Genomic DNA, 22,728 nt, shown 5'->3' on the forward strand with positions numbered 1-22,728 from the left:
GCACACACCCACAACAACAAGCAGCAGCAATGCACCTCGACGCACAAGCGGCGAAAGAACAAATCGAAGCCAACTTAAACAGCAGTAAAGCCTTAAGTGAAGTGGCGAAAAATCAACAAACTGACCCGCTTGAAGTCTTAGATAACCTAAAAAACTTCCTTGCACAAATCGAAAAAGGAAGTAAAGAAAAAGCTGATGCCTTTAAACAAGCCCTAATGATTTTATCTGCACCAAACTCAATTGCTGTGAGTAGTCAGGAAGATATTCATCTTTCAGCCGATGGGCAGATCAGCCAAAGTGCAGGCGATAGCATCAACCTCAGCAGTCAAAAATCCTTAATTGCCCATGCACAAAGCAAGATCAGTCTATTTGCAGCACAAGAGGGATTACGTGCTTATACAGGCAAAGGCAAAGTTGAAATCCAAGCCCAAGGTGATGGGGCGGATTTGATTGCCCGAAAAGGTATTCAAATTATTTCCACAGAAGAAAATGTTGATATAAAAAGTCCAAAGGAAATTATTCTTACCGCTGGTGGGTCACAACTTAAAATTACTAGTGCAGGAATATTTCCAACAACTGCGGCAAAGTTTGAGGTAAAGGCGGGACAGCATAAGTTTGTGGGTGGAGCTCAAGTCAGTCCAGTAATTCCACCGTTACCAACTTTGAATATTAAGCCTGCATGGATTGAGCTGGCATTGCATACTGAAAATTTAGAACCAGTGTCTAATGCACCTTTTACAATCATTTTTGAAGATGGATCAACACTCAAAGGAACACTGGATAAAAGTGGATTTAAACGGATTGAAAATGCACCCAATATGAAATATGAAGTTTTCTTTGGTGATACGGATCATATAGAACCATTACGGCCTGTAACAGAATTAGTTGTAACAGAAGAAAATATTTTAGATGATTTAAAAAGTATTGGAATTGATGTAGAAACACCAGATTTTGATTTAGAAGGCTTCTTAAGAGAGTGTTCGGGAAGAGATTTAGACCCATTTAATGCTTTAAATGATTTGATTGCACAACAAGAACTAAATGAGGGCGAAAATAATGGCTAATACACAAGCCCCAAAGACTTTAACAAATGATCCTAAAGCAGATGCTATTGTTGCGATTGGTACTGCTATCACTTTAGGCGCAGTGCCATTCGCAGGTCAAGCAATAGATATCTATGATACAGTTGAAGGGATATGGGGAGTATATAGTAAAAGAAATAGTACCCAAAAAGAGAAAGATGAAGTTACTGTAGATCTAATTTTAGCTTTAATTGGGTGGATGCCTGGACCAGGTGATGGAATAAAAAAAATATTTAGATTGGTCAATCGTGAACCTAAGAAATATGCTCCAGTGATGATGGATTTAGTTCGTTATGTTGCACAAAAGAGCGGTATAAATACAAATATAGAACAGCTTATTTTAGATGCTACAGACAGTTCTAAATTAAAACCCTATCTTAATAGTGCTAAAAAAGTCATAGAGGATTCAAGCCTTTATGAAAGTCTTCCTAAAGATAAGCAAAAAATAGTTGGTGATGTATTCAAGATATTGACTCAAGTATTTATGGCTTCAGTAGCATTATTGGAGAGACGTGTTATTGATTGGCTGAGTTTTGCTCCTAACAATGTTGCCTTTTCGAATAAGATGAAAAAACGAGGAGGACATAAGGAAAAAGTTCCTGAGCCGAAGAAAGAAAACACGAGTAATAGAGGATCAAATGCTCCCAAATATGGGAAACCAAGCAAGCAGCTATTAGCTACAATTGCTTCGCAAAACCTAGATAAGATTACGACAGGTTTAGTAGGTGATATGGGGGAGCATATTGCTGATTATTATTGTGCAGAAAAATTAGGATGGGGGAAATCTTGGAAAGGCCATGATCTAGGACCAAATGGAAATTGGGGCAAAACCAATCCCTCAAATACTGTTGCAGGTAAATTAAGTAATTCACATAAACTTTTTCTATTGAAAACAGGAAAATCGAATGGTCAAGGATTGGATGCAGTTTGGAAAGTCAGTTCGAATGCGCAAAATGGTGGTAAGCCATTTGCTATTGTAGAAGCTAAAAGCCATTTACCAATCACAAAAAAACCACATGGTTATTTCAAAGGGAAAAACCCGAATAAGCCATCTATGGCAAGTCGTTTAGATGTGAATGGGATGGAGGCTGTAAAAAGGGAATTAAAAACACTAGGTGCGTTATTACTTGATGGTGAAAAATCAGGTACAGCTGATGCAAAATCTTATGCCAATGATGGAGGCTCGGGGAAACCTAGTGGTGGGGGAGCAGGTAAACCAGGCGGGAAACCAAATACTACTGGAAGTGGAAAACCTAGTATGGGTAATTCTGCAAATCCTCCTAAGCCTGCTGGAAAGCAGAATAAAACTCAATTAATTGTGCAAATGAGTGAGGAATGGATTTCAAAAAATATATCAAAGTCCGTACATAGAAACATTTTTTCGATATTTAAAGAAGATGGTGGAAAAGTATATTCTCGGTATATTATTTATAGCCCCCTATATTCAGATTCGTCAATTGAAGCATTAAAAGTTTCACAAATTCCTGCTGCGATAAAGGATGCAATAAATCATGCAAAAGTTCTTATGGCTGGGCAAGATGATAATGAGCAGTTGCATAGGGAGCATGCAGCTGTTTTATATAATGAAAATGAGGTGAAGGCGATAGTTAACAAAATAAAAGCTAAATTAAAAGCTAAATACTCTAAGAGTCTAAATGTAGATATTTCAAATTTGAATCAGGAAAAATAAGATGATACAGCAACATAAAAGACGACAAATTTTTTTAACTGAGGATACTTATATTGAAACCACGAAGTATTTATTAAACTCTTATCAAAGGTTGGTTCAAAAAAAAATTGAGTATAATGGATCCATAAATGATTTAAGACGGTTAAATTATTATATCGCTGAAGAAGCTTATCAATTATTTAGTTTACATTATACAATTGGTAAGTCGATTCAACCTCTCAGAATAGAATTAGAAAATATAATTACGAAATATGAAGAATATACAATAGCATTACGCAAAGACGAAGATGATGAAGATTGGGCGCCATTTTATTTTACAGCTATAGATGAGTACGAAAGATGTATGCAGTTGATAGGACTGTGTTATCTATTACACAGAAGAGACTTATTACCACGTATTGCAGCGATGCAAGACAAAATTTACCATGAGCAAACAGAACAATTAGATACGCTGTATGAGGATTTTTTATCATTTGAGTTGACGGATAGATATGATGTGGATCAATGGTTTTTTGATAATCCATATCGCCCATTAATTTTTAGTAAATATAGAGATACTAAACAAGAGAGTATTCAAGATATACAGGAATATTTGAAATTATGGTATCCCGCATTTGAAAGTGCAGCTTGGCATGATACCCATAAAATGGATGAAGGTTTGTACTTTGGCTATTGGGCTATAGAAGCTGCTGCTTACGTTTATTTGCTAGATTTAGATGATAGCGAAATAACACATATGATTTATCCAAAAGATTTGGTTAAATTTGCCAGAGAATTTATACCTTCCGAGAAAGATATAAGTAATCCAAGTACAAAAACTCTAAGATGCGAAGCAGGACAAATTTGCCCTAAAACAAGTGAATGGTATAGTCCTGCGAATAACATGGAAAAACGTTATTTTAGACAGGGTGATGTTATGCCTGAGATTAAAGATAACCCTTGGGGTTTAACGATTTGGTATCTGACTGAATAAGTAGATGCCATTCGGGGGGGCATTTTGAAATGGATGCGAATGTATATTGGCAGTTTACTGGTGATAAATAGGATAAATTTTCCTTTTGGTTCTTCGTTTCTAATGGATAATATTTTTAATTTTCTTTGATTATTATTTTATTTAAATAAATTAAAACCCCATATTTTTTAAAGGATAATAATGAAAGTTTTAAAAACGAATTTAATGCTTATTATGCTTTCAACAATGAGTTTAATAGGGTGTAATACACATTCAACAAAAACTTATGTATTAACGACAACATCTTATGGCTATGATGTCAATTATATTCCTTATATAGTCGAATTAAATGGTGAAGAGTTGGGTGGTGGATTTGGTAGTGGAACAAAAAGATCAGCAGTGTTAACAGGGTCCCAATATGTTAAATGGGGTGAAACAAACAGTTCGCGTAAACATAAAGCTATAAATGTTCCTTTATTAATTTCTAAAGACTTAAAAGATAAAAAATATTTAGCAGTCCATTTATACCCAGATGATAGTGTTGAGATTACTCTTTCAAATGAATTACCTCGTGCTACAAATAAAGGTTTAGAGTGGAGAGCAAAAATTATTGATGAATTGAAGGTAAAAGAAGAAAAATAGCTGTATTAGTCATGAGTGGCATATAGATAAAAAAAAGCGCATGATGACATGCGCTTTTTAATTTACACTAATTATTTTTCAACGAATGCACGCTCGATCACGTAGTCGCCTAGAACTCCCATCTTAGGAGATTCTTTCAGGCCGTGCTGGTCAAGTAGTGCAGCAACGTCGTCTAGGAATGCAGGTGAACCGCAAAGCATTGCGCGGTCAGTTTCAGGGTTGAAACGAGGAAGACCAATTTTTTCGAAAAGTTGACCAGATTCAATGGCAGTAGTTACACGGCCCTGAGTATGGAATTCTTCACGAGTTACCGTAGGGTAGTAAACCAATTTTTCTTTCGCGCCTAATTCACCAAAGAATTCGTGGTTAGGAATTTCATCTAAGATTAAATCTTGATAAGCCAATTCCGAAATGAAACGTGTACCATGTACAACGATGATTTTTTCAAAACGTTCGTAAGTTTCAGGGTCACGAATTACAGAAAGGAACGGTGCAAGACCTGTACCTGAAGAAAGTAGGTATAAGTTTTTACCAGGGTTTAAGTCATCTAGAACTAAAGTACCTGTAGGTTTTTTAGACACTAAAATTTCATCGCCAACTTTTACTTTTTGTAAAATAGACGTTAAAGGACCATCTGGAACTTTAATAGAGAAAAACTCTAATTCTTCTTCATAGTTTGCGCTTGCAATAGAATAAGCGCGCATTAAAGGCTTACCATTTACTTCAAGGCCGATCATCACAAATTGACCGTTTTTAAAACGTAACGCAGTATCGCGAGTGGTTTTAAAAGAGAATAAAGTGTCATTCCAATGGTGGACGTGAGTAATCTTTTCGACGTTAAAAGCAGCCATTAAAGGTCTCAATAAAATTATCAAATTAGAACAGCTTACTATTCTAATCTAAAATCATTCTCGATAAACTGAATATATTTAATTGAACTTATCAGAAAAAGTGATTATGTCTGAGCTTAAAATGCCAATTATCGGGTATATGAAATCTCCCTACCGAGAAAAGTTTGGTATTCCACGTCAGCCAAATTTGGTGCAAGTCGAATCTTATATTGAAATGGTAGAACCTTATAACGATTTAATGGCTTTTGAAGGGATTGAAGATTTTAGTCATCTTTGGTTGATTTGGCAGTTTCATGAAAATAAAAATGTAGATTCGACAAAATTTCGTCCGCAAGTTCGTCCTCCGCGTTTAGGTGGTAATCAAAAAATCGGGGTATTTGCGACACGAAGTATGTATCGACCGTCACCTATGGGCTTGTCGGTTGTGCAGCTCAAAGGGGTGAAAAAAGTCGGTAAATCGGTACGTGTCTATGTTGTCGGTAGTGATTTGTTGGATGGAACACCAATTTTAGATATCAAACCCTATATTCAATATTCAGATGCAGTTATGGATGCGCAAAGCGGTTATGCGCAGGATGAGCCAGAAAGAAAATCTGTGATTTGGTCAGAGCACGCTGAGCAACAAAAACAGGTATTTTTGAATAATGGCAATTTAACCGAACAATTAACAGCAGAACTGGAACAAGTATTGAGTTTAGATCCACGTCCTGCTTATCAGCATGATGATGAACGTGTGTATGGCATGTTATTTGGTGGACTGAATGTAAAATTTCAGGTCTGTGATCTACAAATTCTGATTATTGATATATCTCAATAAAAAAGGAGCTTTTAGCTCCTTTTTTATTAAATGTGTAAATTATTTATTTGCCGCAAAACTTTGTTTGATCGCGTTAAGAGCAACATCGTTATACATGCTGCAAGAGTTCTCAGCTAATTGTTTAAACTCTAAAAATTGAGTTTTTTGAGTAGGATTAGTTGAAGTATTTATCCAATTATCAATAACCTTAATTAAATCCTGCATATTGTATTCCACTCCTTTAGGAGATAGGTAAGCGTCATAAAAACGATTTTTATATTGAGCTACGCCATATTCACTCTCATCATCAGCTACGGTATAGGCTACAGTATCTTTCATGATGTATTTTTTCGCAGTAATATCTGTACTAAGATCAGCCCACCAGTCAGCTAAAAAACTTTGACTATCACTATCTGAGGAATCTGTTAAATCTAAATACTGTTCACTATTTGATACTTTATTTAATTGTAAACAGCGAGAACCAGCGGGAAACTTAATATTTGAAATAGCTGTTAAGTATTTGAGAGCATCGTTAGAAATATAGTTGCTTGAATCAGTAATATTATTTTTTATGATCCAATAATTATAGGCATCAACCTGAGATGCTAGGATTTCACCTTCAAGATTGAAAGATTTCATTGTTGTCGTAATTTTTAGACCTGATGAATTAATAGAGGAATGAGGACTTAGCGTCCACACATTATTTGCAATGGATATATTGCCATTCAGATAGCCATACGAACTGTGTAGAGATCCTTCATCATACAAGCCATTCGCTGTGACCATAAATGAATCGCTACTTTCTGAAGTATATAGTTTACCATTATCGATAGTTGCAGTATCACTTTCGTATGACAGCACATCACTTTCACTGTCGAGTTCAAAAGTTGACCACTGTTGGAAAGCAGCATTTGGTATCGTTGGATTTTCGCTGGAGTCATTATTAGAGGTTGAGTTTCCACCGCCACCGCCGCAGGCAGTTAAGCTAAGAATAGTCATGGTACAAATTGCTAATATTTTTATTTTCATCATAAATCTTCTTATATCGTTGTTATAAAGCCCTGATAGGCAACTTTATTATAGCTTAAATTTATGAATGTTTTCATTAATAACAAAAATAGTATGCTTTCAGAAAACCTATGTGCAAAACACAAATGACACAAGCGTGCCTTTAGAATTTTTTGCTATAGTAGTTTTATGTTTGGGGAACATAGAACAATGACTTTTAATTTTGAAATTGACACTTCTTGGTGTTTAGACCAATTACAAAAAGATGGACGTATTACTGAACGGGACAAAATACTGATTCAAACCACGCACCGTCAGCGTGAGCAGTTGAAATGGCATCCTTTACAATGGATTGCCAATTTTAATTTAGTCGATCAGAGTCATCCACAGTCTACCTTAACATTGAATAGACTCTGTCAATGGTTAGCAGAAAAGTCTGGTGTACCGTTTTATATTATCGATCCTTTAAAAGCTGACGTGCCTGCTTTGACAGCCATTATGTCGCAAGAATTTGCAGTACGAAATCGCATTTTAGCGGTTGAATTACAAAATGAGCATGTGTTGATTGCAACGGATCAACCTTATAAAAATGAATGGATTGCCAACTTAGAAAGAACGGTATTACCACGCAAGATTCAACGTGTATTACTCAGTCCAGATCAACTACAGCGTTATTTGGTTGAATATTACCAAGTGAGTCGTGCGGTCAGTAATTCGCAAAAATCATCGAGTTATGACCGTGAAAATAAAGGCGTTGAAGCGCTATTACAATTAGGTGATACACAAAATCCAGATGCCAATGATCAGCATATTGTGAAGCTTGTGGATTGGGTCTTACAGTTTGCCTTCGAACAAGGTGCAAGTGATATTCACCTCGAGCCGCGTAAAGATACAGGAAAGGTTCGTTTTCGTATCGACGGTGTATTGCATACCATCTACAACATGCCTGCAAATACACTGACAGCTGTGGTTTCACGAATTAAGATCTTAGGACGGATGAATGTGGCGGAAAAGCGTAAGCCGCAAGATGGACGTTTAAAAACCCGTACACCCAAAGGCCAAGAAACAGAGCTACGTTTATCGACGCTGCCAACAGCCTTTGGTGAAAAGTTAGTCATGCGTATTTTTGACCCTGAAGTCTTGGTACGTAGTTTCCAACAGCTCGGTTTTGAAGGGCGTCTGTTGGATGATTGGAAGGCCTTAACCAGTCATAGTCACGGTATTATTTTAGTGACCGGTCCGACGGGTTCGGGTAAAACCACCACGCTTTATTCATCACTCAAACAATTGGCAACCGAAGAAGTGAATGTCTGCACCATTGAAGACCCGATTGAGATGTTAGAGCCGAGCTTTAACCAAATGCAGGTGAATACAGGGATTGATCTGGGCTTTGCCGATGGTGTACGGGCTTTAATGCGTCAAGACCCTGACATTATCATGGTCGGGGAGATCCGAGATCATGATACGGCAAATATGGCGATTCAAGCCGCATTAACAGGTCATTTGGTGCTTTCAACTTTACATACCAATGATGCACCATCGAGTTTGACGCGATTACATGATTTGGGTATTCAGCCTTTTTTAACGGCAGCGACTATTTTAGGGGTTTTGGCACAACGTCTAGTTCGTCAACTGTGTCCACACTGCAAGCGTGAGACTTTTATCAATGAACAAGAGTGGAAACATTTGACCTTTGAATATGCGATTCAAATGCCTGATTTTGTCTACGAGGCGGTGGGCTGTGATGAATGCCGTCAAACGGGGTATAAAGGCCGTGTGGGGATTTATGAATTTATGCCGCTCAGTATTGAAACCAAGCAATTGATTGGTGCCAATGCAGATTTAACCCAATTACGTACACAGGCACGTAAAGAGCATGTCGAACCATTACGAATTGCAGGTGCGCGTAAAGTACTTGCAGGTGTGACGACTTTAGAAGAAGTTCTGCGTGTCGTACCGCTCAACTAATGGTTCGATCAAATAAATAAAAACGTCTTTGCAGCTTAAGATTCGACTCATCTTGCTTTGTTTAAATAGCGCTATCGAAATAGACAAAGTAAGAGAGATCGAAGATGAAAACATTCACTCAATTGGTATGTGGTTTAGCATTTGCAGGTGTGACATCGGTTGCAGTCGCGAATACAGCAGTTAATCAAACAGCTGTTGCACCGATGAAAACCACATCAGTGAAACATGCCTTAGGCTTAAAAGATGATAGTAAAGTTCAATTGAAAGGTTATGTTGTCAAATCGATGGGCGATGAAAAATATCAGTTCCGCGATAGCACAGGCAGCATTACGGTGGATATTGATGATGAACTTTGGCAAGGCAAAGCGATTTCAGCTAAAACACCAGTAACGCTCATTGGTGAAATCGATATTGATTACAAACCGACGAAACGCGTTGAAGTTGATGTCGATCAAGTAAAATTTTAATTTAGCCTGTTATTCATTTCAGTGCTGCTCCATAAAAAAACCACGGCTTGCTGTGGTTTTTTTATGATATGAGTAGATATGAGCAAAAGTTCGATACACTGAAGTCGGAACCATAGAAATAGGGTAGGTAAGATGCGAATTTTATTGGCAGAAGATGATACATCCCAAGCAGACAGTATAAAAACATGGCTTGAAATGGATGGCTATAGTGTCGATTGGGTTGAGCGAGGCGATCACGCTATTTTGGCTTTAGAACAACATCAATATGACTGCATACTTTTAGATCGTGGCTTACCAAAAGTAACTGGTGATGAAATTTTAAAACGTATCGTACAGTTGCATCCGCTTACACCAGTTTTATTCATTACTGCTCGGGACAGTATTGCAGATCGTGTTGAAGGTTTAGATCTGGGAGCCCATGATTATTTGGTGAAACCCTTTAGCTTGGAAGAGTTGTCAGCAAGGGTGCGTGCCCAATTACGCTTGCATCATCAACAGCGTGATAATTGTCTGACTTTTGGTGATTTAAGTTTAGATGTACATGCCAAAACGCTGCGTAAAAATGCGGAATTGATTACGCTGACATCGCGTGAATATCAAATCTTGTATAAGATGTTGTTAAATCCTGAGCATATTATGACGCGTAGCCAACTCGAAGAATCACTCTATGCTTGGGGCGATGAAGTTGAAAGTAATGCGATCGAAGTTTTTATTTACCAATTACGTAAAAAGATTGGCAGTGATTACATTAAAACCTTAAGAGGTTTGGGTTATCGCATGAATCTTCCTCAACAAAGTTAAGTCTATGAGTGATAAAAAAAGCATTTCCTTACAGTCGCAACTGATTAAAACCTCACTGCTCAGTGCAATTTGGGCGGGAGCAATCTCCCTGTGTTTGATGTTGGGATTTGGTCTTTATCACATCATGAGTGTACATGATGCCCTGATGGACGAAGTGGCTGACATGCTCACTGCTACTGATCTCACGCTGAAGCAAGACGAACAAATAGATGAGCTGAGTGAAGAGTTTGATATGCAATATCAACTCATGCAAGAGCAGCAAGTCTTAACCACGTCGGAACAACACACAGCATTTGAACATCAGCTCAATTTAAAACATGGGCTGCATTATCAATGGAGAGAAGGCGCGTTATGGCGTAGCTATGCACTTCAGGACGATGGATTAACCGTACAAATCATTCAACCGATGAAAACACGGCTCAGAGAAACGCTGCAAAGCGTACTAGGCTATGCAGGGATTCTATTGATTGTCTGGTTGATCCAATGGCTCTTACTGCATATTTTGATTAAACGTCAATTGAAAGTTTTACAGCTTTTTTCAAAACAAATCGCTGAAAAAAATGTAGATGACTTACAAGCCATTGTCTTAGCTGAACCTGTATTACAGGAACTAGAGCCGATCCAAACACAACTGAATTTTTTATTAAACCGATTAGATCAAGCCTTAGAGGCGGAACAACGCTTTACCTCCGATGCCTCACATGAATTACGCTCACCGCTGTCTGCGATTCAAATGCGACTTCAGGTATTAAAACGAAAATATCCCGACATTCAGCAGGATTTATTGAGCATACAGCACGATGTTAATCGAGGAACACGCGTGTTGGAAAATCTACTAATTTTGGCACGGCTCGACCCGACGCAATCGGAGCAATTAGATAAAAAACAAGACGACTTAGAACAGCTGAGTTTACAAGTCCTTGACGCTTTACAGCCTTTTATTGAAGAAAAGCAGATCGAATTGAAGCTACAGACCCAGTCTGTACAGTTTGAGATGAACGCAGAGTTGATGTTTAGCTGTCTACGCAATTTAGTCGATAACGCTATTCGCTATAGTCCTACGCAAGGACAGGTCAAGATTGATTTAACGGTAACAGCACAGCAGGCGGTTTGGACGATTGAAAATCAAGGTGCAGGACTGACAGCCGCAGAATTGCAACGTATTGGCGAGCGGTTTTACCGCGTATTGGGAACGAAGACGCAAGGTTCAGGTTTAGGTATTTCAATTGCCCAAAAAATTGTACAGTTACATCAAGGCCATTTAAGTGTGGATGCATCTGAACTGGGTGGCTTAAAGGTACAACTCATTTTTCCAATCCGCTAAAAACATAATTTGCCCTATTGAATTTGAGCGAAAGAGTATTGTGAGAGGAAGATGAGTGTTGCGATTTAAATTAAGTTTGAGTAGCTATAAAGCTTAATTTAACTAAGTACAAAACTTAAAAAGCAGTAAGCGTATGGCTTACTGCTTGTGTCCACGATTATTTTTATTGCGCTGATAATTATTATTTTTATCAGAAATTATTTGGTCAAAATAAGGCGATTATTTCGTGTTAAACGTAGTCGATATTCTTCACCTGCATGCATAATTCGAATTTCACGTCCTAATGCAAAAAGGTTGTTTGAATGTAGCATTGGCAGTGAGTGGTGTGCTTCATTGCTACGAGTAAATAGGCTAAATGGTGCGTTCATTCCGTCGACTCCGTGGTGTATTTCTGAATGGTTTAAATGATAATCATTATCGAATAGGCCTGTCAACGGTAATTTTAGGATTTTATAAAAAAGATAAATTTGCTTACACTTGGATATCAATTGGAACAGAGTAGAGAGCAGGGAACTATGTCGAAACCGCAAATCGATGTCGCCATTGCGATTTTATTGCATCAAGACAAAGTACTGGTGGGTTGGCGTGAAGCAAAACAACATCAGGGCAATAAACATGAGTTTCCGGGTGGTAAAGTCGAGCAGGGTGAAAGTCCTGAACAAGCGTGTCGTCGTGAAATTTTTGAAGAGGTTGGAATTGGTTTACATGACTGGCATGCTTTTGATTTTATTCAACATGAATATGATGATGTTGTTGTGAAATTACATTTATTTCATGCCACCGTCCCGCATGCGTTGCTGAATGAAATCCAAAAGCCATGGGCTTGGTATTCGCGTCAACAACTTATGAGTTTGAATTTTCCAAAGGCCAATCAAGCTATTTTGCAGCGCTTATATTGGCAGCAACAGATCAAAATCACCGCCGATCTACCAACATTTGAAACGCTTCAAGAGACGCTGTTGTATTATTGGCGAGTCGATGCCAGCGCAGAAAATGCAGAGGCATTAAATCAATTACCTACCGTGATTTTAAAACAACTGATAATTAATGAAGATCTATGGTCATTGCTCTCTACAGAGGTGCAAGCACATATTTCAGCATTACATCTTAAACAGCACCAATTGCTGCAAAAAAATAAAGGTGATTTACAACTTGGGAAGCGCTATATCGCCGCTTGTCATGATCAAGTTTCTGCACTGCATGCGCAAAAAATTGGCTGTGAGGCTATTTTTATGAGCCCAGTTCTCGCGACACAAAGTCATCCAGAGGCGCAAGGTATGGGATGGGCGCATTTTTCTGAGATTGCACGAGGCATAGAAATCCCTGTTTTTGCTTTAGGTGGCATGCGTCCTGAATTGCTACCTATTGCACAGCAACATCATGCTTATGGGGTGGCAGGTATTCGCAGTTTTTAGAAACTAGAATGTGTATATTGAATTAAAGTCGTATTTGAAAGTCGTTATGTAAAATTCAGTGTAGGTTGGTTAGAAATAGACTTACTATTTGTAAGCTATTTACTGATGTTACGCCCGTAAAAATAATTACGCATTTTTAAAATGATTTTTAAACCGATACGACGGAGTCTTAAATCTAGAGATTGAGTAAAGGGATTAGCCTTCGGCTGGAGTTACTCTTACGAAACGATGCTTCTCATTAGGCAAAATGAGAAGCGTGCTTCACAAGGAAACCATCTTGCGGTGCAATGCACCTCACTGACAAAACTCGTTCACTAGCGTCAATTTATCCAAAGTATCGCAAACATTTTTAAATAGATGTAGTCTTGTCTCAAACGCTTGCGGATGACGTTACCGTGTATCGTACTTTTATTTAGATCAAATTATGCTTCTGATGTTACTGCGTAACATTATTTAATAATAACTATGAGAAATAAACTTACTTTTAGTATGTTTTAAATAAAAAAGCCTGATCTCAATTGAGATCAGGCTTTTTTATGGGTGCTTAAAGAGCTTTGATGGCTTGTTGGGCTTTTTGAATGGTGCTGCTTTTCTTTTGCATTTGACCAGCTTTTAAAACAACATTCCAAAGCTGTTGTTTCATTGGCTTGGTTTGAGCATAGCTTAATCCGCGCAGTGCCAACGATTCTGCATTCGCAGGTTGATTTTTTCGATTGGCGATCATTGCCAAATATAAAAAAGTTTCCGCAGATTGTGGTGCCAAACGCTGTGCTTGAGTTGCCGCACTTTCAGCTTCATTCCATTTTCCATTGGCATAAGCGGTTTGCGTAGTTTGCATCAATTTTTTGAATGCAGGTAAGTCGCGGCCATCATCAAACTTTTGAATTTGGGTTTTCTGCTCAGGAATAACGATACGTTGACGCTTAATTTCTGGATGGTCATATGGAGTAATAATGACCCCAGAAGGGTCATGGATATCTGCCTTTTTTTCAGGTGCAGCAGGCGGCTTTTGCTCAGGTTCGATCATGGTTTGGCAACCTGCCAAAATAATCGTCAAAACGCTCAGAATACTGAACGTTTTTAAAACTTTAATGTTGTGCAGTTTAATTTGAATACTCTCCACTTGAGATGATGCGAGGTTGATCAGATGAACCCTGATCATTATCGACATCACTTTCACGAATGTAGTCACCTAAACTATCATTTTGCTCCTGAGTTGGCTGCGTCTCTTCAGTATCAACTGTGTAAGGTTCTACTTCATATTGTGTCGAACCACATGCCGTAGCTTGATTTGGAATGGAGTTGCGCGAAAGAGGAATATACATCGCACCTGTACAATGCTGCGCAGATAAATTACCTGAATAACGGTCTAACCAATGCCACTGTACGCTGTCTGGTTGACGTAAATTAACTGGTTTTTGACGTAACTGCTTCATGACATTGGTCCAAACCGGAAGTGCTCCTGACGAACCAGTTAAGCCTGTAACTTTGTTGTTGTCTAAACCTAACCAAACCACACTTAAGTAATTACCTGAATAACCTGCAAACCATGAGTCACGCGTATCATTGGTTGTCCCTGATTTACCTGCAAGTTTAAGTGAAGCTGGTAATGATGCATAAGCAGAACGGCCTGTCCCTGAACTCATGACTTGTTGTAAACCATAGTTCAAGATAAAGGCTGCATCAGGTGCAATAGTCGGTTGTACCGTTAAGCTATAACGATCTAATAAACGACCATTGGCATCGACCACTGAACGAATAGCTTTCACTGGATATTTGAAGCCACCGGTTGCAAAGTTGCCATAGACACTCATCACTTCCATCGGTGACATATCGATAGCGCCGAGGTAAATCGAAGGGTAGTTTGGAATATTAGAAGTCACACCAAACTTTTTCAGATGGTTAATAAAAGTCGACATACCGAACTCTTGACCTAAGCGTACCGCAGAGAGGTTATAAGAGTTTGATAGGGCATCGACCATTGGTATGACACCATGTGCACCACCACTATAGTTTTTCGGTGTCCAAGCTTTGCCATCACTTTGAATGCTGATAGGACTGTCTTCGATTTGACTCGCCCAGTTATAGCGGTTGGATTCTATCGCACTGAGGTAAATCACAGGTTTTAGCAATGAACCCACTTGACGTTTAGCATCCATCGTACGGTTAAAGCCAGTAAAGTCCTGCGTTGAACCGACTGCTGAAACCAATTCACCATTTTCAGGATGAGACACCAGTACCGCGCCTTGTAATTCTTTCAAGCGTGCTGGATTGGCATTACTTAAACGTGCCACAGATTCTTTAAATGCAGTTTGTACACGGGTTTGAGCAATCGGGTCCATCGCGGTGAAAATACGAAGACCTTGATTGGTCAAATCGCTTTCTTGGTATTCAGTACGCAGTTGACGACGCACAATATCCATATAGTCTGGGAAGCGAGAAGGGCCCAATGTTGGTTTTGTAATGACATTTAATGGACGTGCTGACTCAGTTTCATATTGTTCCTGAGTTAAATAGCCCATCACCACCATATTGTTTAACACAATATTACGGCGTTTAATCGCACCTTCAGGATTTTTCCACGGATTAAATAGGGTTGGGCCTTGAACTAGACCGACTAAATACGCCTGCTGAGCAATATTTAGTTCACGTAGGGGTAAACCAAAATAGAATTGTGAGGCTAAACCATAACCATTGATTGAATAATTACCGTTTTGACCTAAGTTCACTTCATTTAAATAAGCTTCAAGAATTTCATCTTTGTCATAGTGAAGTTCAATCAGCATCGCCATTAAGGCTTCATTGGCCTTACGCTTAATGGTTTTTTCAGGCGATAAATAGAAATTTTTCACCAATTGCTGAGTGAGGGTCGAACCACCTTGACGTTTACCACCAGTGACATTACTTACGATGGCACGTGCTGTACCACGAATGGAAATACCATGATGCTGATAGAAATTACGGTCTTCTGTAGCAATTAAAGCTTGGATTAAAGGCTTAGGTACTTTATCAAGTTTGATCAGCACACGGTCTTCATTGTGCTGAGGATAAATACCACCAATTAACATCGGCTCTAAACGGGCAATACCACTACTTGATGGCTTAGTCGCACTTACTTCAGTGATTTGATCTTCACCAAAGGTCACTTTAAGGACTTGTTCAGGGTCGACACTATCACCAAAGTCAAAACCACGCGTATGGATATAGGTCACATTGCCAGAAGTAACGTAACTTCCTGTTTTCGCATAGCTATCTTGAGCGTTATAGCCCAAAAGTTTCAGTTCTTGGTTGAGGTCTGCTTGGCTTACAGGCGCATTGGTGTAAATTTCTAAAGGACGAGCAAATACCTTGGCTGGAATATCCCAACGTTGACCTTCGAATTTGTCCCGTACAATATTATCTAGACGAATAAGATAAATGCTGAACACGAGAAATCCGCCGATAATCAACAGCGAAAAAATCAGTGCAATTATGCCTATGCCACGTTCAGACTTCATAAATAGTGATAAGACCCTGAGAAATTTTGCTAATCATGCGAAGCTTTTCAGTATTTTGCAATATTTAAACTGTTATATGTATGCAAAATATTGGAAGCTACTTCACTAAAGTCGAAACTTTAAAGTTTTTTTAAATCATTTCTGTTAGTGATATGATACCAATGAGGCGAAGCGGAGCAAAAGCGCAGGTGCAAATTTCACATAAATCATTTCGAAACATTGGGTTGATTGGTCGTCCAGACAAATCATCAGTGATCGAAACCCTATGTTTGATCCACGATCATATTTTGAGTTTGGGATTACATCCTGTATTTGATACGCAAACAGCGCAGCTGGTTCCCTATAATAATACTCAGACGGTCAGCCGTAATTTATTGGGTGAAGTCGTCGATTTGGTGATCGTTGTCGGAGGTGATGGTTCATTGCTTCATGCCGCACGTGCCTTGGTGAAATACAATACCCCTGTGATTGGGGTGAACCGTGGTCGTTTGGGCTTCCTGACCGATATCAAACCGACAGAAGTGATTTTCAAGTTAGATCAAGTGCTCAAAGGTGAGTTTCAGCTAGACCGACGTTTCTTGCTAGAAATGGAAATTCGCTCGAAAGGCGAGTCGATTTATGATGCTGTGGCTTTAAATGATATTGTGCTGCACTCCGGTAAATCGGTACATATGATCGACTTTGAACTGAATATTGATGGGCAATATGTGTACCGTCAACACAGTGATGGTTTAATTGTTTCGACGCCAACCGGCTCTACAGCTTATGCATTATCTGGTGGTGGTCCGATTGTCCACCCAAGTATGGATGCGATTGCCTTAGTACCAATGCATCCGCATACTTTGTCTTCACGTCCGATTGTCGTGGGCGGACAAAGTGAAATTAAAATTTTGATTCGTGAAAACCGTGTTTTACCAATGGTCAGTGCCGATGGTCAACACAGTGTATCATTGGGTGTAGGCGATAGTTTACATATCCGCAAACATCCATTTAAGCTCAACTTATTACATCCACCTGGTTATGACTTCTATATGGCATGTCGTACCAAGCTAGGCTGGAACCAAGATTTTGACTCATTAAAGCAGGATTAATTATGAATATTGAACAGATGCTTGCCGTACTCGATCCTGAAATTGTTGGTCGATTAAAAACGGCAATTGAAATTGGTAAATGGCCAAATGGTGTAGCGCTGACTCAAGAACAACGTCAAATTTGTATGCAAGCGGTGTATGCATGGGAAATTAAACATTTGCCAGAAGATGAGCGTAGTGGTTATATCGACCGCGGGACCAAAGAAGAAGATGAGCATTGCGACTCACATGTGGAAGAACCTGAGTTCAAGCCGATTCGTTTCGTTTAATCTATTTTCTTTCTGATTGAAAAAGCCAGCTTAATGCTGGCTTTTTTATTAGCTGATGCATACCTAAATTTGTTGCTTCATATCTGCTTATTTAAGCGTGACGATTTGCCCACATGGTTTTGGCAGTTTGCATTGCTTCATCAAAACTTGCGATGGCACCCATGGTATACAGTGCGATTCCCATGGTTTCGGTGACCGCGATTTCACCATATTCATGTGCCTGCTGACCGTCCCACACGGCTTTAAAAATGGCCAAATCAAGTTCTTCTTCGACTGGACTGCGGTTGTCCGTCAGTTTAGGCAATTCATGTTCATACATTTCACCATCTTTGATACCACAAATTAATGTTTTTGCATCGGGATTACGTTCGAATTCACCACCTTCACCCTTAATGACAGCACTATTTTGATAACCCAATTGAAATGCCGCACGTTGGTGTGATCCACGATAGGCTGGATGGAAAATCGCTTGCATGGTGGCTTTTGCATTAAATGGATTAATCAGACGCGCAAGGGTGTGAATTGGAGAACGTAAACCCATCACGTTGCGCAGTGAAATTAAATCACTGAGTATTGGCGAAATGACATCGAGCGGAATATAAGCGAAATGACATTGTATTAGTTGTTCTTCCACATCTGTGTCATTTTGGCAAATAGGAAAACCCAAATACTCTAATACTTGTTCTGTATAAAGGCGGTTAATGGTATGACCTGAAGCCCCATGCATCACGACATTGTAACCGTGTTTTGCCAGCGTTAATGCTGCTAATAAAAACCATGGATAATGTTTGCGTTTACCTGCATAAGATGACCAATCTAAATCGACATCTAGCTTTTTAAACTTGAGTTGATCACGTGTAGCTTGGACGAAGCCTGTAAGTTCATCGACTGACTCTTCTTTTACACGCAATAACATCAAGAAAGCGCCCAATTGAACGTCCAAAACCTCATCTTTTAAGATCATGCTGAACGCTTGGTAGGCTTCATCATAAGTGAGCGAACGTGCGCCATTTTTACCTTTACCCACGATACGGACAAATTGCGCAAAAGGATGTTCAAAATCTTTGTAAATATTTCGTTTATTGTTCATGCAAATACGGGGCTTAAAATTAGGACTTAAGGGTAGTTTACTTCTATAGTTGGTATTTTTCAGCCTGATAATGAGCGTAAAAAATGCAGTCTTTAGACTATAGTCTAATGATCTCGGTCTATTATTTAACCGAAATTAACATTTGTGGCAGAACAAGCCATTAAAAAACAGGTAAAATTTAACCTACTTTAGTATGCATTTCATCTCCTGATCAATGTGCTGATTCTATATCAGGTCCTGATGTGATTATTTAATCACCATACATATTTCGTTTTTCTGTATTTGGCTAAGTCAAATACCTTTGGTGCTCTTTTGTCGAAGACAAAGGGGTTTTGGGCTGTTTATTTTTTGAAAATAGACAAAAACTGAATATTTCTTTGAAGCAGAAATATATCGTGAAGTAATGTCATGGCTAAAAAACCAATTTATAAGTCACTATATTTTCAAGTGATCGTTGCCATTATTGCGGGTGTATTGGTGGGTCATTTCTCACCAAGTGGTACGCAAATTATCAATGGTACCGAGCAATACGTAAAAGGCTGGGGTGAATTGTTCTATCCACTAGGACAAGGTTTCATTAAGCTAATTAAAATGATTATTGCACCTGTGATCTTCTGTACCGTGGTAAGTGGTATTGCAGGCATGGAAAGCATGAAATCTGTGGGTAAGACAGGTGGGGTCGCTTTACTATACTTCGAAATCGTTTCGACCATCGCACTCATTATTGGTCTTGCAGTGATTAATATTGCAAAACCAGGTGTGGGCATGAACGTAGATCCAGCATCTTTAGATACTTCAGGTATTTCTAAATATGTTGAATCTGGTGCAGCACAATCTACACAAGAATTCTTTATGAATATCATCCCAAACACCGTTGTTGGTGCGTTTGCTGAGGGTGAAATTCTTCAAGTTCTATTATTTGCCTTATTATTTGGTTTTGCTTTGCATAAACTTGGTGATGCAGGTAAGCCTGTATTGAAGTTTATTGATCAAATTGCACATGTATTCTTTAACATTGTAAACATGATCATGAAGCTTGCACCAATTGGTGCTTTCGGTGCGATGGCTTATACCATTGGTAAATATGGTATTGGTAGTTTGGCGCAATTGGGTCAATTGATCATCTGCTTCTATATCACATGTTTGCTGTTTATTTTCATTATACTTGGCTCAATTGCACGTATTTGCGGTTTCAGTATTTTGAAAATGATTCGCATGATTCGCGAAGAGTTACTGATCGTACTGGGTACGTCATCTTCAGAGTCTGTACTGCCACGTATGTTGAAAAAACTCGAACTTGCTGGTGCAGAAAAATCTGTAGTGGGTCTTGTTATTCCAACAGGTTATTCATTTAACCTAGATGGTACGTCTATTTACCTAACCATGGCAGCAATCTTTATTGCACAAGCGACCAATACACCGCTTGATATTTCGCATCAGATCACATTGTTATTGGTTCTACTCATTTCATCTAAGGGTGCTGCGGGTGTGACGGGTTCAGGCTTTATTGTGATGGCTGCAACATTGTCTGCTGTGGGTCATATTCCTGTTGCAGGTTTGGCATTAATTCTTGGTATTGACCGTTTCATGTCAGAAGCACGTGCATTAACGAACCTTGTAGGTAACTCATTGGCAACGATTGTGGTTGCGAAATGGGTGGGTCAATTAGACAAAGAAAAACTAGATTTTGCTTTAGCAAATCCTGAAGAAATTGACCGTCAGATGCAAGAAGAAGGCAATGCACATCATGCATAACGCTGATGCTGTGATGTAAAAGATGTAATTAAAAAGGAAGCTTCGGCTTCCTTTTTTTATGTAAGCCCAAAGCCAAATTTGAACGCTTTAGTTTTTAGGCATGACGGCTGTTCTAAACTGCAATAGGATGAAGCTCAACAAAACAACAAACTCAACCAAGGAAGAAACACATGCTGGCTTATGATGCAGACTTAGAATTATTTCGAGATAACTTTCGCCGTTTTATGGCAGAGCATGTCGCACCACATTATGAGCAATGGGAACGTGAAGGCATTATGCCGCGTTCAGTATGGAATGCTTTGGGTGAAAATGGCTTTTTATGTGTCGATGTGCCTGAAGAATATGGCGGCTGTGGCGTCCCAACGCATTATTCACTGATGCTAGTCGAAGAATCTGCGCGAGCAGGTTTTAGTGCATTATCGACAGGTATTTCATGCCATTCTGAAATTGCAGCGCCTTATATTTTGCACATTGGTTCAGAAGAACAAAAACAATATTGGTTACCGAAAATGGTCACAGGTGAAGTGGTCGGTGCTATTGGTATGACAGAGCCGGGAGCAGGTTCGGACTTGCAGTCTATGCGCAGTAGTGCAATTTTGCAGGGCGATCATTATCTGCTCAATGGTTCGAAAACTTTTATTTCAAATGGTCAACATGCAGACCTTGTGGTATTGGCTGCGAAAACTGATCCACAAGCACGTGCCAAAGGTGTGTCATTACTTTTAGTCGATACACATTTGGATGGATTTAAGAAAGGTACCAACCTCGACAAAATTGGTCTGCATGCGCAAGACACTTCAGAGTTGTTTTATGACAACGTCAAAGTGCCAAAAGAGCAACTTTTGGGTCAAGCTGGACAAGGCTTTGCTTACTTGATGCAAGAGTTACCGCGTGAACGTACCGCAATTGCCTCGACTGCAATTGGTGCGATTCGTGGTTCCATTGATGTAGCAACGCAGTATGTTAAAGAGCGTCAAGCGTTCGGACAGGCGATTGGACAGTTCCAAAATACTCGTTTTGTCTTGGCACAGGCTAAGATTGACGAATTGGCTACAGCGGCATTTTATAATCAAAATGTTGAACTTTATATGCAAGGCAAACTTGATGTTGAAACTGCAGCAGCACTCAAGAGCTTTTCTACCGATATGCAAATGAAAGTGGCCCATAATCTACTTCAATTATTTGGTGGCTATGGTTATATGACCGAATATCCAATTTCACGTTTCTTTGTTGATGCACGTATTCAGCAAATCTACGCTGGCACCAATGAAATTATGAAAGAAATCGTGGCACGAAGTATTTTAGGTCGATAAACAATTTATCAGGCTGAAATTAAAATAGCGAAGTGAAGACTTCGCTATTTTTTTGAGGATGTATTTCTATAGAGACGATGTATTTCTATAGATTTGCTTATTTGAATTAGATTGTGTGTTTAATTTTGCGTGAATATTTTGAAACCTATGATAATGACGGTTGCCCCAAAACTTGCAGACAGACTTCGATAAATTCAGGTATATCTAAAGTACTGCGAGACGATATATATAGGTTATTATCATTCACGACCGATTGATCCGACACCACCACACCTGCGTTTAACAAAGCAGATTTCAGCGTTTCAGATTGGGCGAAATGGCGACCTTGTATGACACCAGCTTCTAATAACAACTGTGGACCATGGCAACTGCTCAAGATCGGCTTTTGGCTATCTGCAAAATTACGTACAAAATAGATAAAACGGTCATCTAAAGAGAGTTTCTCTGGGGAATAACCGCCGGGAATAAACAAAGCATCAAAATCATGTACAGAGGCGTCGTCGATACTCTGGTCAATGGTGATCTGGGAACGGCGTTTAATACCGTAAACGATTTTTCCAACCTGATCTTCGATATTGATAATGCTGTGCCGAGCGGCTCGAAATGCCTCTACAGGCTCAAGATACTCAATATCTTCAAAATCGTAGGTCACTAACACTGCAATTTTCTTGTGCATACTTGTACCTATGGGTCTGTTATTTTTTTTCTGATATTTAG

The 22,728-nt window shown here is 39.1% G+C and carries 21 protein-coding genes; 14 read left to right on the top strand and 7 right to left on the bottom strand.

Annotated features, from left to right (window positions below):
* The 4 genes from FTU02_RS00005 to FTU02_RS00020 all read left to right on the top strand — a co-directional run.
* Positions 1-1,064, top strand: a 1,064-nt coding sequence (locus FTU02_RS00005; protein ID WP_180155106.1) for a DUF2345 domain-containing protein, incomplete at its 5' end; no start/stop codon positions are given.
* Positions 1,057-2,772 (top strand): hypothetical protein, encoded by a 1,716-nt coding sequence (locus FTU02_RS00010; protein WP_180155108.1) that lies wholly within the window; start codon positions 1,057-1,059, stop codon positions 2,770-2,772. The genes FTU02_RS00005 and FTU02_RS00010, both read left to right, overlap by 8 nt.
* Before the next feature lies 1 nt (position 2,773).
* Positions 2,774-3,745: a PoNe immunity protein domain-containing protein gene (locus tag FTU02_RS00015; protein WP_180155110.1), complete on the top strand. Its 972-nt coding sequence runs from the start codon at positions 2,774-2,776 to the stop codon at positions 3,743-3,745.
* Between the two features lie 180 nt (positions 3,746-3,925).
* Entirely contained in the window at positions 3,926-4,366 is a 441-nt protein-coding gene (locus FTU02_RS00020; RefSeq protein WP_180155112.1) for a hypothetical protein, read from the top strand.
* 71 nt (positions 4,367-4,437) lie between these two features.
* On the opposite strand, the gene FTU02_RS00025 is transcribed toward FTU02_RS00020, so the two are convergent.
* Entirely contained in the window at positions 4,438-5,217 is a 780-nt protein-coding gene (locus tag FTU02_RS00025; protein WP_078189109.1) for a ferredoxin--NADP reductase, read from the bottom strand.
* 106 nt (positions 5,218-5,323) lie between these two features.
* Here FTU02_RS00025 and tsaA point away from each other — a divergent pair, with 106 nt between their 5' ends.
* Positions 5,324-6,034: a tRNA (N6-threonylcarbamoyladenosine(37)-N6)-methyltransferase TrmO gene (tsaA, locus tag FTU02_RS00030; protein WP_180085769.1), complete on the top strand. Its 711-nt coding sequence runs from the start codon at positions 5,324-5,326 to the stop codon at positions 6,032-6,034.
* Between the two features lie 39 nt (positions 6,035-6,073).
* Here the strand turns inward: tsaA and FTU02_RS00035 are convergent, their stop codons facing one another.
* Entirely contained in the window at positions 6,074-7,045 is a 972-nt protein-coding gene (locus FTU02_RS00035; protein ID WP_180085767.1) for a hypothetical protein, read from the bottom strand.
* Between the two features lie 186 nt (positions 7,046-7,231).
* On the opposite strand from FTU02_RS00035, the gene FTU02_RS00040 reads away from it, so the two are divergent.
* The 4 genes from FTU02_RS00040 (at position 7,232) to FTU02_RS00055 (ending at position 11,581) form a co-directional block, all read left to right on the top strand.
* Entirely contained in the window at positions 7,232-8,989 is a 1,758-nt protein-coding gene (locus FTU02_RS00040) for a GspE/PulE family protein (protein WP_180027311.1), read from the top strand.
* 104 nt (positions 8,990-9,093) lie between these two features.
* A complete protein-coding gene (locus FTU02_RS00045; RefSeq protein ID WP_180155114.1) occupies positions 9,094-9,456 on the top strand; it encodes a NirD/YgiW/YdeI family stress tolerance protein in 363 nt (120 codons plus the stop codon).
* Positions 9,457-9,588: 132 nt separating this feature from the next.
* The gene (locus FTU02_RS00050) at positions 9,589-10,257 is read left to right on the top strand and encodes a response regulator transcription factor (RefSeq protein WP_180155116.1); all 669 of its coding nucleotides are present in this window, start codon (positions 9,589-9,591) and stop codon (positions 10,255-10,257) included.
* A gap of 4 nt (positions 10,258-10,261) precedes the next feature.
* A complete protein-coding gene (locus FTU02_RS00055; RefSeq protein WP_180155118.1) occupies positions 10,262-11,581 on the top strand; it encodes a HAMP domain-containing sensor histidine kinase in 1,320 nt (439 codons plus the stop codon).
* Positions 11,582-11,778: 197 nt separating this feature from the next.
* Here the strand turns inward: FTU02_RS00055 and hemP are convergent, their stop codons facing one another.
* Positions 11,779-11,949: a hemin uptake protein HemP gene (hemP, locus tag FTU02_RS00060; protein WP_078189103.1), complete on the bottom strand. Its 171-nt coding sequence runs from the start codon at positions 11,947-11,949 to the stop codon at positions 11,779-11,781.
* A 147-nt stretch (positions 11,950-12,096) separates the two neighbouring features.
* Between hemP and FTU02_RS00065 the strand changes: the two genes are divergently transcribed.
* Positions 12,097-12,996 carry an NUDIX domain-containing protein gene (locus tag FTU02_RS00065; RefSeq protein ID WP_180155120.1) on the top strand — a complete coding sequence of 300 codons (900 nt, stop codon included), beginning with the start codon at positions 12,097-12,099 and terminating at the stop codon, positions 12,994-12,996.
* Positions 12,997-13,540: 544 nt separating this feature from the next.
* Here the strand turns inward: FTU02_RS00065 and FTU02_RS00070 are convergent.
* Together FTU02_RS00070 and mrcB are read right to left on the bottom strand one after the other, a co-directional pair.
* Positions 13,541-14,023 (bottom strand): tetratricopeptide repeat protein, encoded by a 483-nt coding sequence (locus tag FTU02_RS00070; protein WP_078194433.1) that lies wholly within the window; start codon positions 14,021-14,023, stop codon positions 13,541-13,543.
* A gap of 76 nt (positions 14,024-14,099) precedes the next feature.
* A complete protein-coding gene (gene mrcB / locus FTU02_RS00075) occupies positions 14,100-16,493 on the bottom strand; it encodes a penicillin-binding protein 1B (RefSeq protein ID WP_180155122.1) in 2,394 nt (797 codons plus the stop codon).
* 152 nt (positions 16,494-16,645) lie between these two features.
* Here mrcB and FTU02_RS00080 point away from each other — a divergent pair, with 152 nt between their 5' ends.
* Together FTU02_RS00080 and FTU02_RS00085 are read left to right on the top strand one after the other, a co-directional pair.
* Positions 16,646-17,584, top strand: a complete 939-nt coding sequence (locus FTU02_RS00080; RefSeq protein WP_078189100.1) for an NAD(+) kinase — start codon at positions 16,646-16,648, stop codon at positions 17,582-17,584.
* A gap of 2 nt (positions 17,585-17,586) precedes the next feature.
* Positions 17,587-17,853, top strand: coding sequence for a YeaC family protein (locus FTU02_RS00085; RefSeq protein ID WP_078189099.1), 267 nt, complete (start codon positions 17,587-17,589; stop codon positions 17,851-17,853).
* Positions 17,854-17,944: 91 nt separating this feature from the next.
* Here FTU02_RS00085 and FTU02_RS00090 read toward each other — a convergent pair whose 3' ends face one another.
* Entirely contained in the window at positions 17,945-18,943 is a 999-nt protein-coding gene (locus FTU02_RS00090) for a glycosyl transferase family protein (protein WP_180155123.1), read from the bottom strand.
* A 408-nt stretch (positions 18,944-19,351) separates the two neighbouring features.
* Between FTU02_RS00090 and FTU02_RS00095 the strand changes: the two genes are divergently transcribed.
* Both FTU02_RS00095 and FTU02_RS00100 read left to right on the top strand, forming a co-directional pair.
* The gene (locus FTU02_RS00095; RefSeq protein WP_180115329.1) at positions 19,352-20,698 is read left to right on the top strand and encodes a dicarboxylate/amino acid:cation symporter; all 1,347 of its coding nucleotides are present in this window, start codon (positions 19,352-19,354) and stop codon (positions 20,696-20,698) included.
* 170 nt (positions 20,699-20,868) lie between these two features.
* Positions 20,869-22,011, top strand: a complete 1,143-nt coding sequence (locus FTU02_RS00100; RefSeq protein WP_180155125.1) for an acyl-CoA dehydrogenase family protein — start codon at positions 20,869-20,871, stop codon at positions 22,009-22,011.
* A gap of 145 nt (positions 22,012-22,156) precedes the next feature.
* Here the strand turns inward: FTU02_RS00100 and FTU02_RS00105 are convergent, their stop codons facing one another.
* Positions 22,157-22,687, bottom strand: coding sequence for a DJ-1/PfpI family protein (locus FTU02_RS00105; protein ID WP_180155127.1), 531 nt, complete (start codon positions 22,685-22,687; stop codon positions 22,157-22,159).
* Between the last annotated feature and the right edge of the window lie 41 nt (positions 22,688-22,728).

The organism is Acinetobacter sp. YH12045 (assembly GCF_013419925.1).
Taxonomy (GTDB): Bacteria; Pseudomonadota; Gammaproteobacteria; order Pseudomonadales; family Moraxellaceae; genus Acinetobacter; species Acinetobacter amyesii.

Excerpts from the sequence above, each read along its gene's own strand:
- FTU02_RS00010 (WP_180155108.1), top strand. The coding sequence starts at position 1,057 with ATGGCTAATACACAAGCCCCAAAGACTTTAACAAATGATCCTAAAGCA.
- FTU02_RS00015 (WP_180155110.1), top strand. The coding sequence starts at position 2,774 with ATGATACAGCAACATAAAAGACGACAAATTTTTTTAACTGAGGATACT.
- FTU02_RS00020 (WP_180155112.1), top strand. The coding sequence starts at position 3,926 with ATGAAAGTTTTAAAAACGAATTTAATGCTTATTATGCTTTCAACAATG.
- FTU02_RS00025 (WP_078189109.1), bottom strand. The coding sequence starts at position 5,217 with ATGGCTGCTTTTAACGTCGAAAAGATTACTCACGTCCACCATTGGAAT.
- tsaA (WP_180085769.1), top strand. The coding sequence starts at position 5,324 with ATGTCTGAGCTTAAAATGCCAATTATCGGGTATATGAAATCTCCCTAC.
- FTU02_RS00035 (WP_180085767.1), bottom strand. The coding sequence starts at position 7,045 with ATGATGAAAATAAAAATATTAGCAATTTGTACCATGACTATTCTTAGC.
- FTU02_RS00040 (WP_180027311.1), top strand. The coding sequence starts at position 7,232 with ATGACTTTTAATTTTGAAATTGACACTTCTTGGTGTTTAGACCAATTA.
- FTU02_RS00045 (WP_180155114.1), top strand. The coding sequence starts at position 9,094 with ATGAAAACATTCACTCAATTGGTATGTGGTTTAGCATTTGCAGGTGTG.
- FTU02_RS00050 (WP_180155116.1), top strand. The coding sequence starts at position 9,589 with ATGCGAATTTTATTGGCAGAAGATGATACATCCCAAGCAGACAGTATA.
- FTU02_RS00055 (WP_180155118.1), top strand. The coding sequence starts at position 10,262 with ATGAGTGATAAAAAAAGCATTTCCTTACAGTCGCAACTGATTAAAACC.
- hemP (WP_078189103.1), bottom strand. The coding sequence starts at position 11,949 with ATGAACGCACCATTTAGCCTATTTACTCGTAGCAATGAAGCACACCAC.
- FTU02_RS00065 (WP_180155120.1), top strand. The coding sequence starts at position 12,097 with ATGTCGAAACCGCAAATCGATGTCGCCATTGCGATTTTATTGCATCAA.
- FTU02_RS00070 (WP_078194433.1), bottom strand. The coding sequence starts at position 14,023 with ATGATCGAACCTGAGCAAAAGCCGCCTGCTGCACCTGAAAAAAAGGCA.
- mrcB (WP_180155122.1), bottom strand. The coding sequence starts at position 16,493 with ATGAAGTCTGAACGTGGCATAGGCATAATTGCACTGATTTTTTCGCTG.
- FTU02_RS00080 (WP_078189100.1), top strand. The coding sequence starts at position 16,646 with ATGATACCAATGAGGCGAAGCGGAGCAAAAGCGCAGGTGCAAATTTCA.
- FTU02_RS00085 (WP_078189099.1), top strand. The coding sequence starts at position 17,587 with ATGAATATTGAACAGATGCTTGCCGTACTCGATCCTGAAATTGTTGGT.
- FTU02_RS00090 (WP_180155123.1), bottom strand. The coding sequence starts at position 18,943 with ATGAACAATAAACGAAATATTTACAAAGATTTTGAACATCCTTTTGCG.
- FTU02_RS00095 (WP_180115329.1), top strand. The coding sequence starts at position 19,352 with ATGGCTAAAAAACCAATTTATAAGTCACTATATTTTCAAGTGATCGTT.
- FTU02_RS00100 (WP_180155125.1), top strand. The coding sequence starts at position 20,869 with ATGCTGGCTTATGATGCAGACTTAGAATTATTTCGAGATAACTTTCGC.
- FTU02_RS00105 (WP_180155127.1), bottom strand. The coding sequence starts at position 22,687 with ATGCACAAGAAAATTGCAGTGTTAGTGACCTACGATTTTGAAGATATT.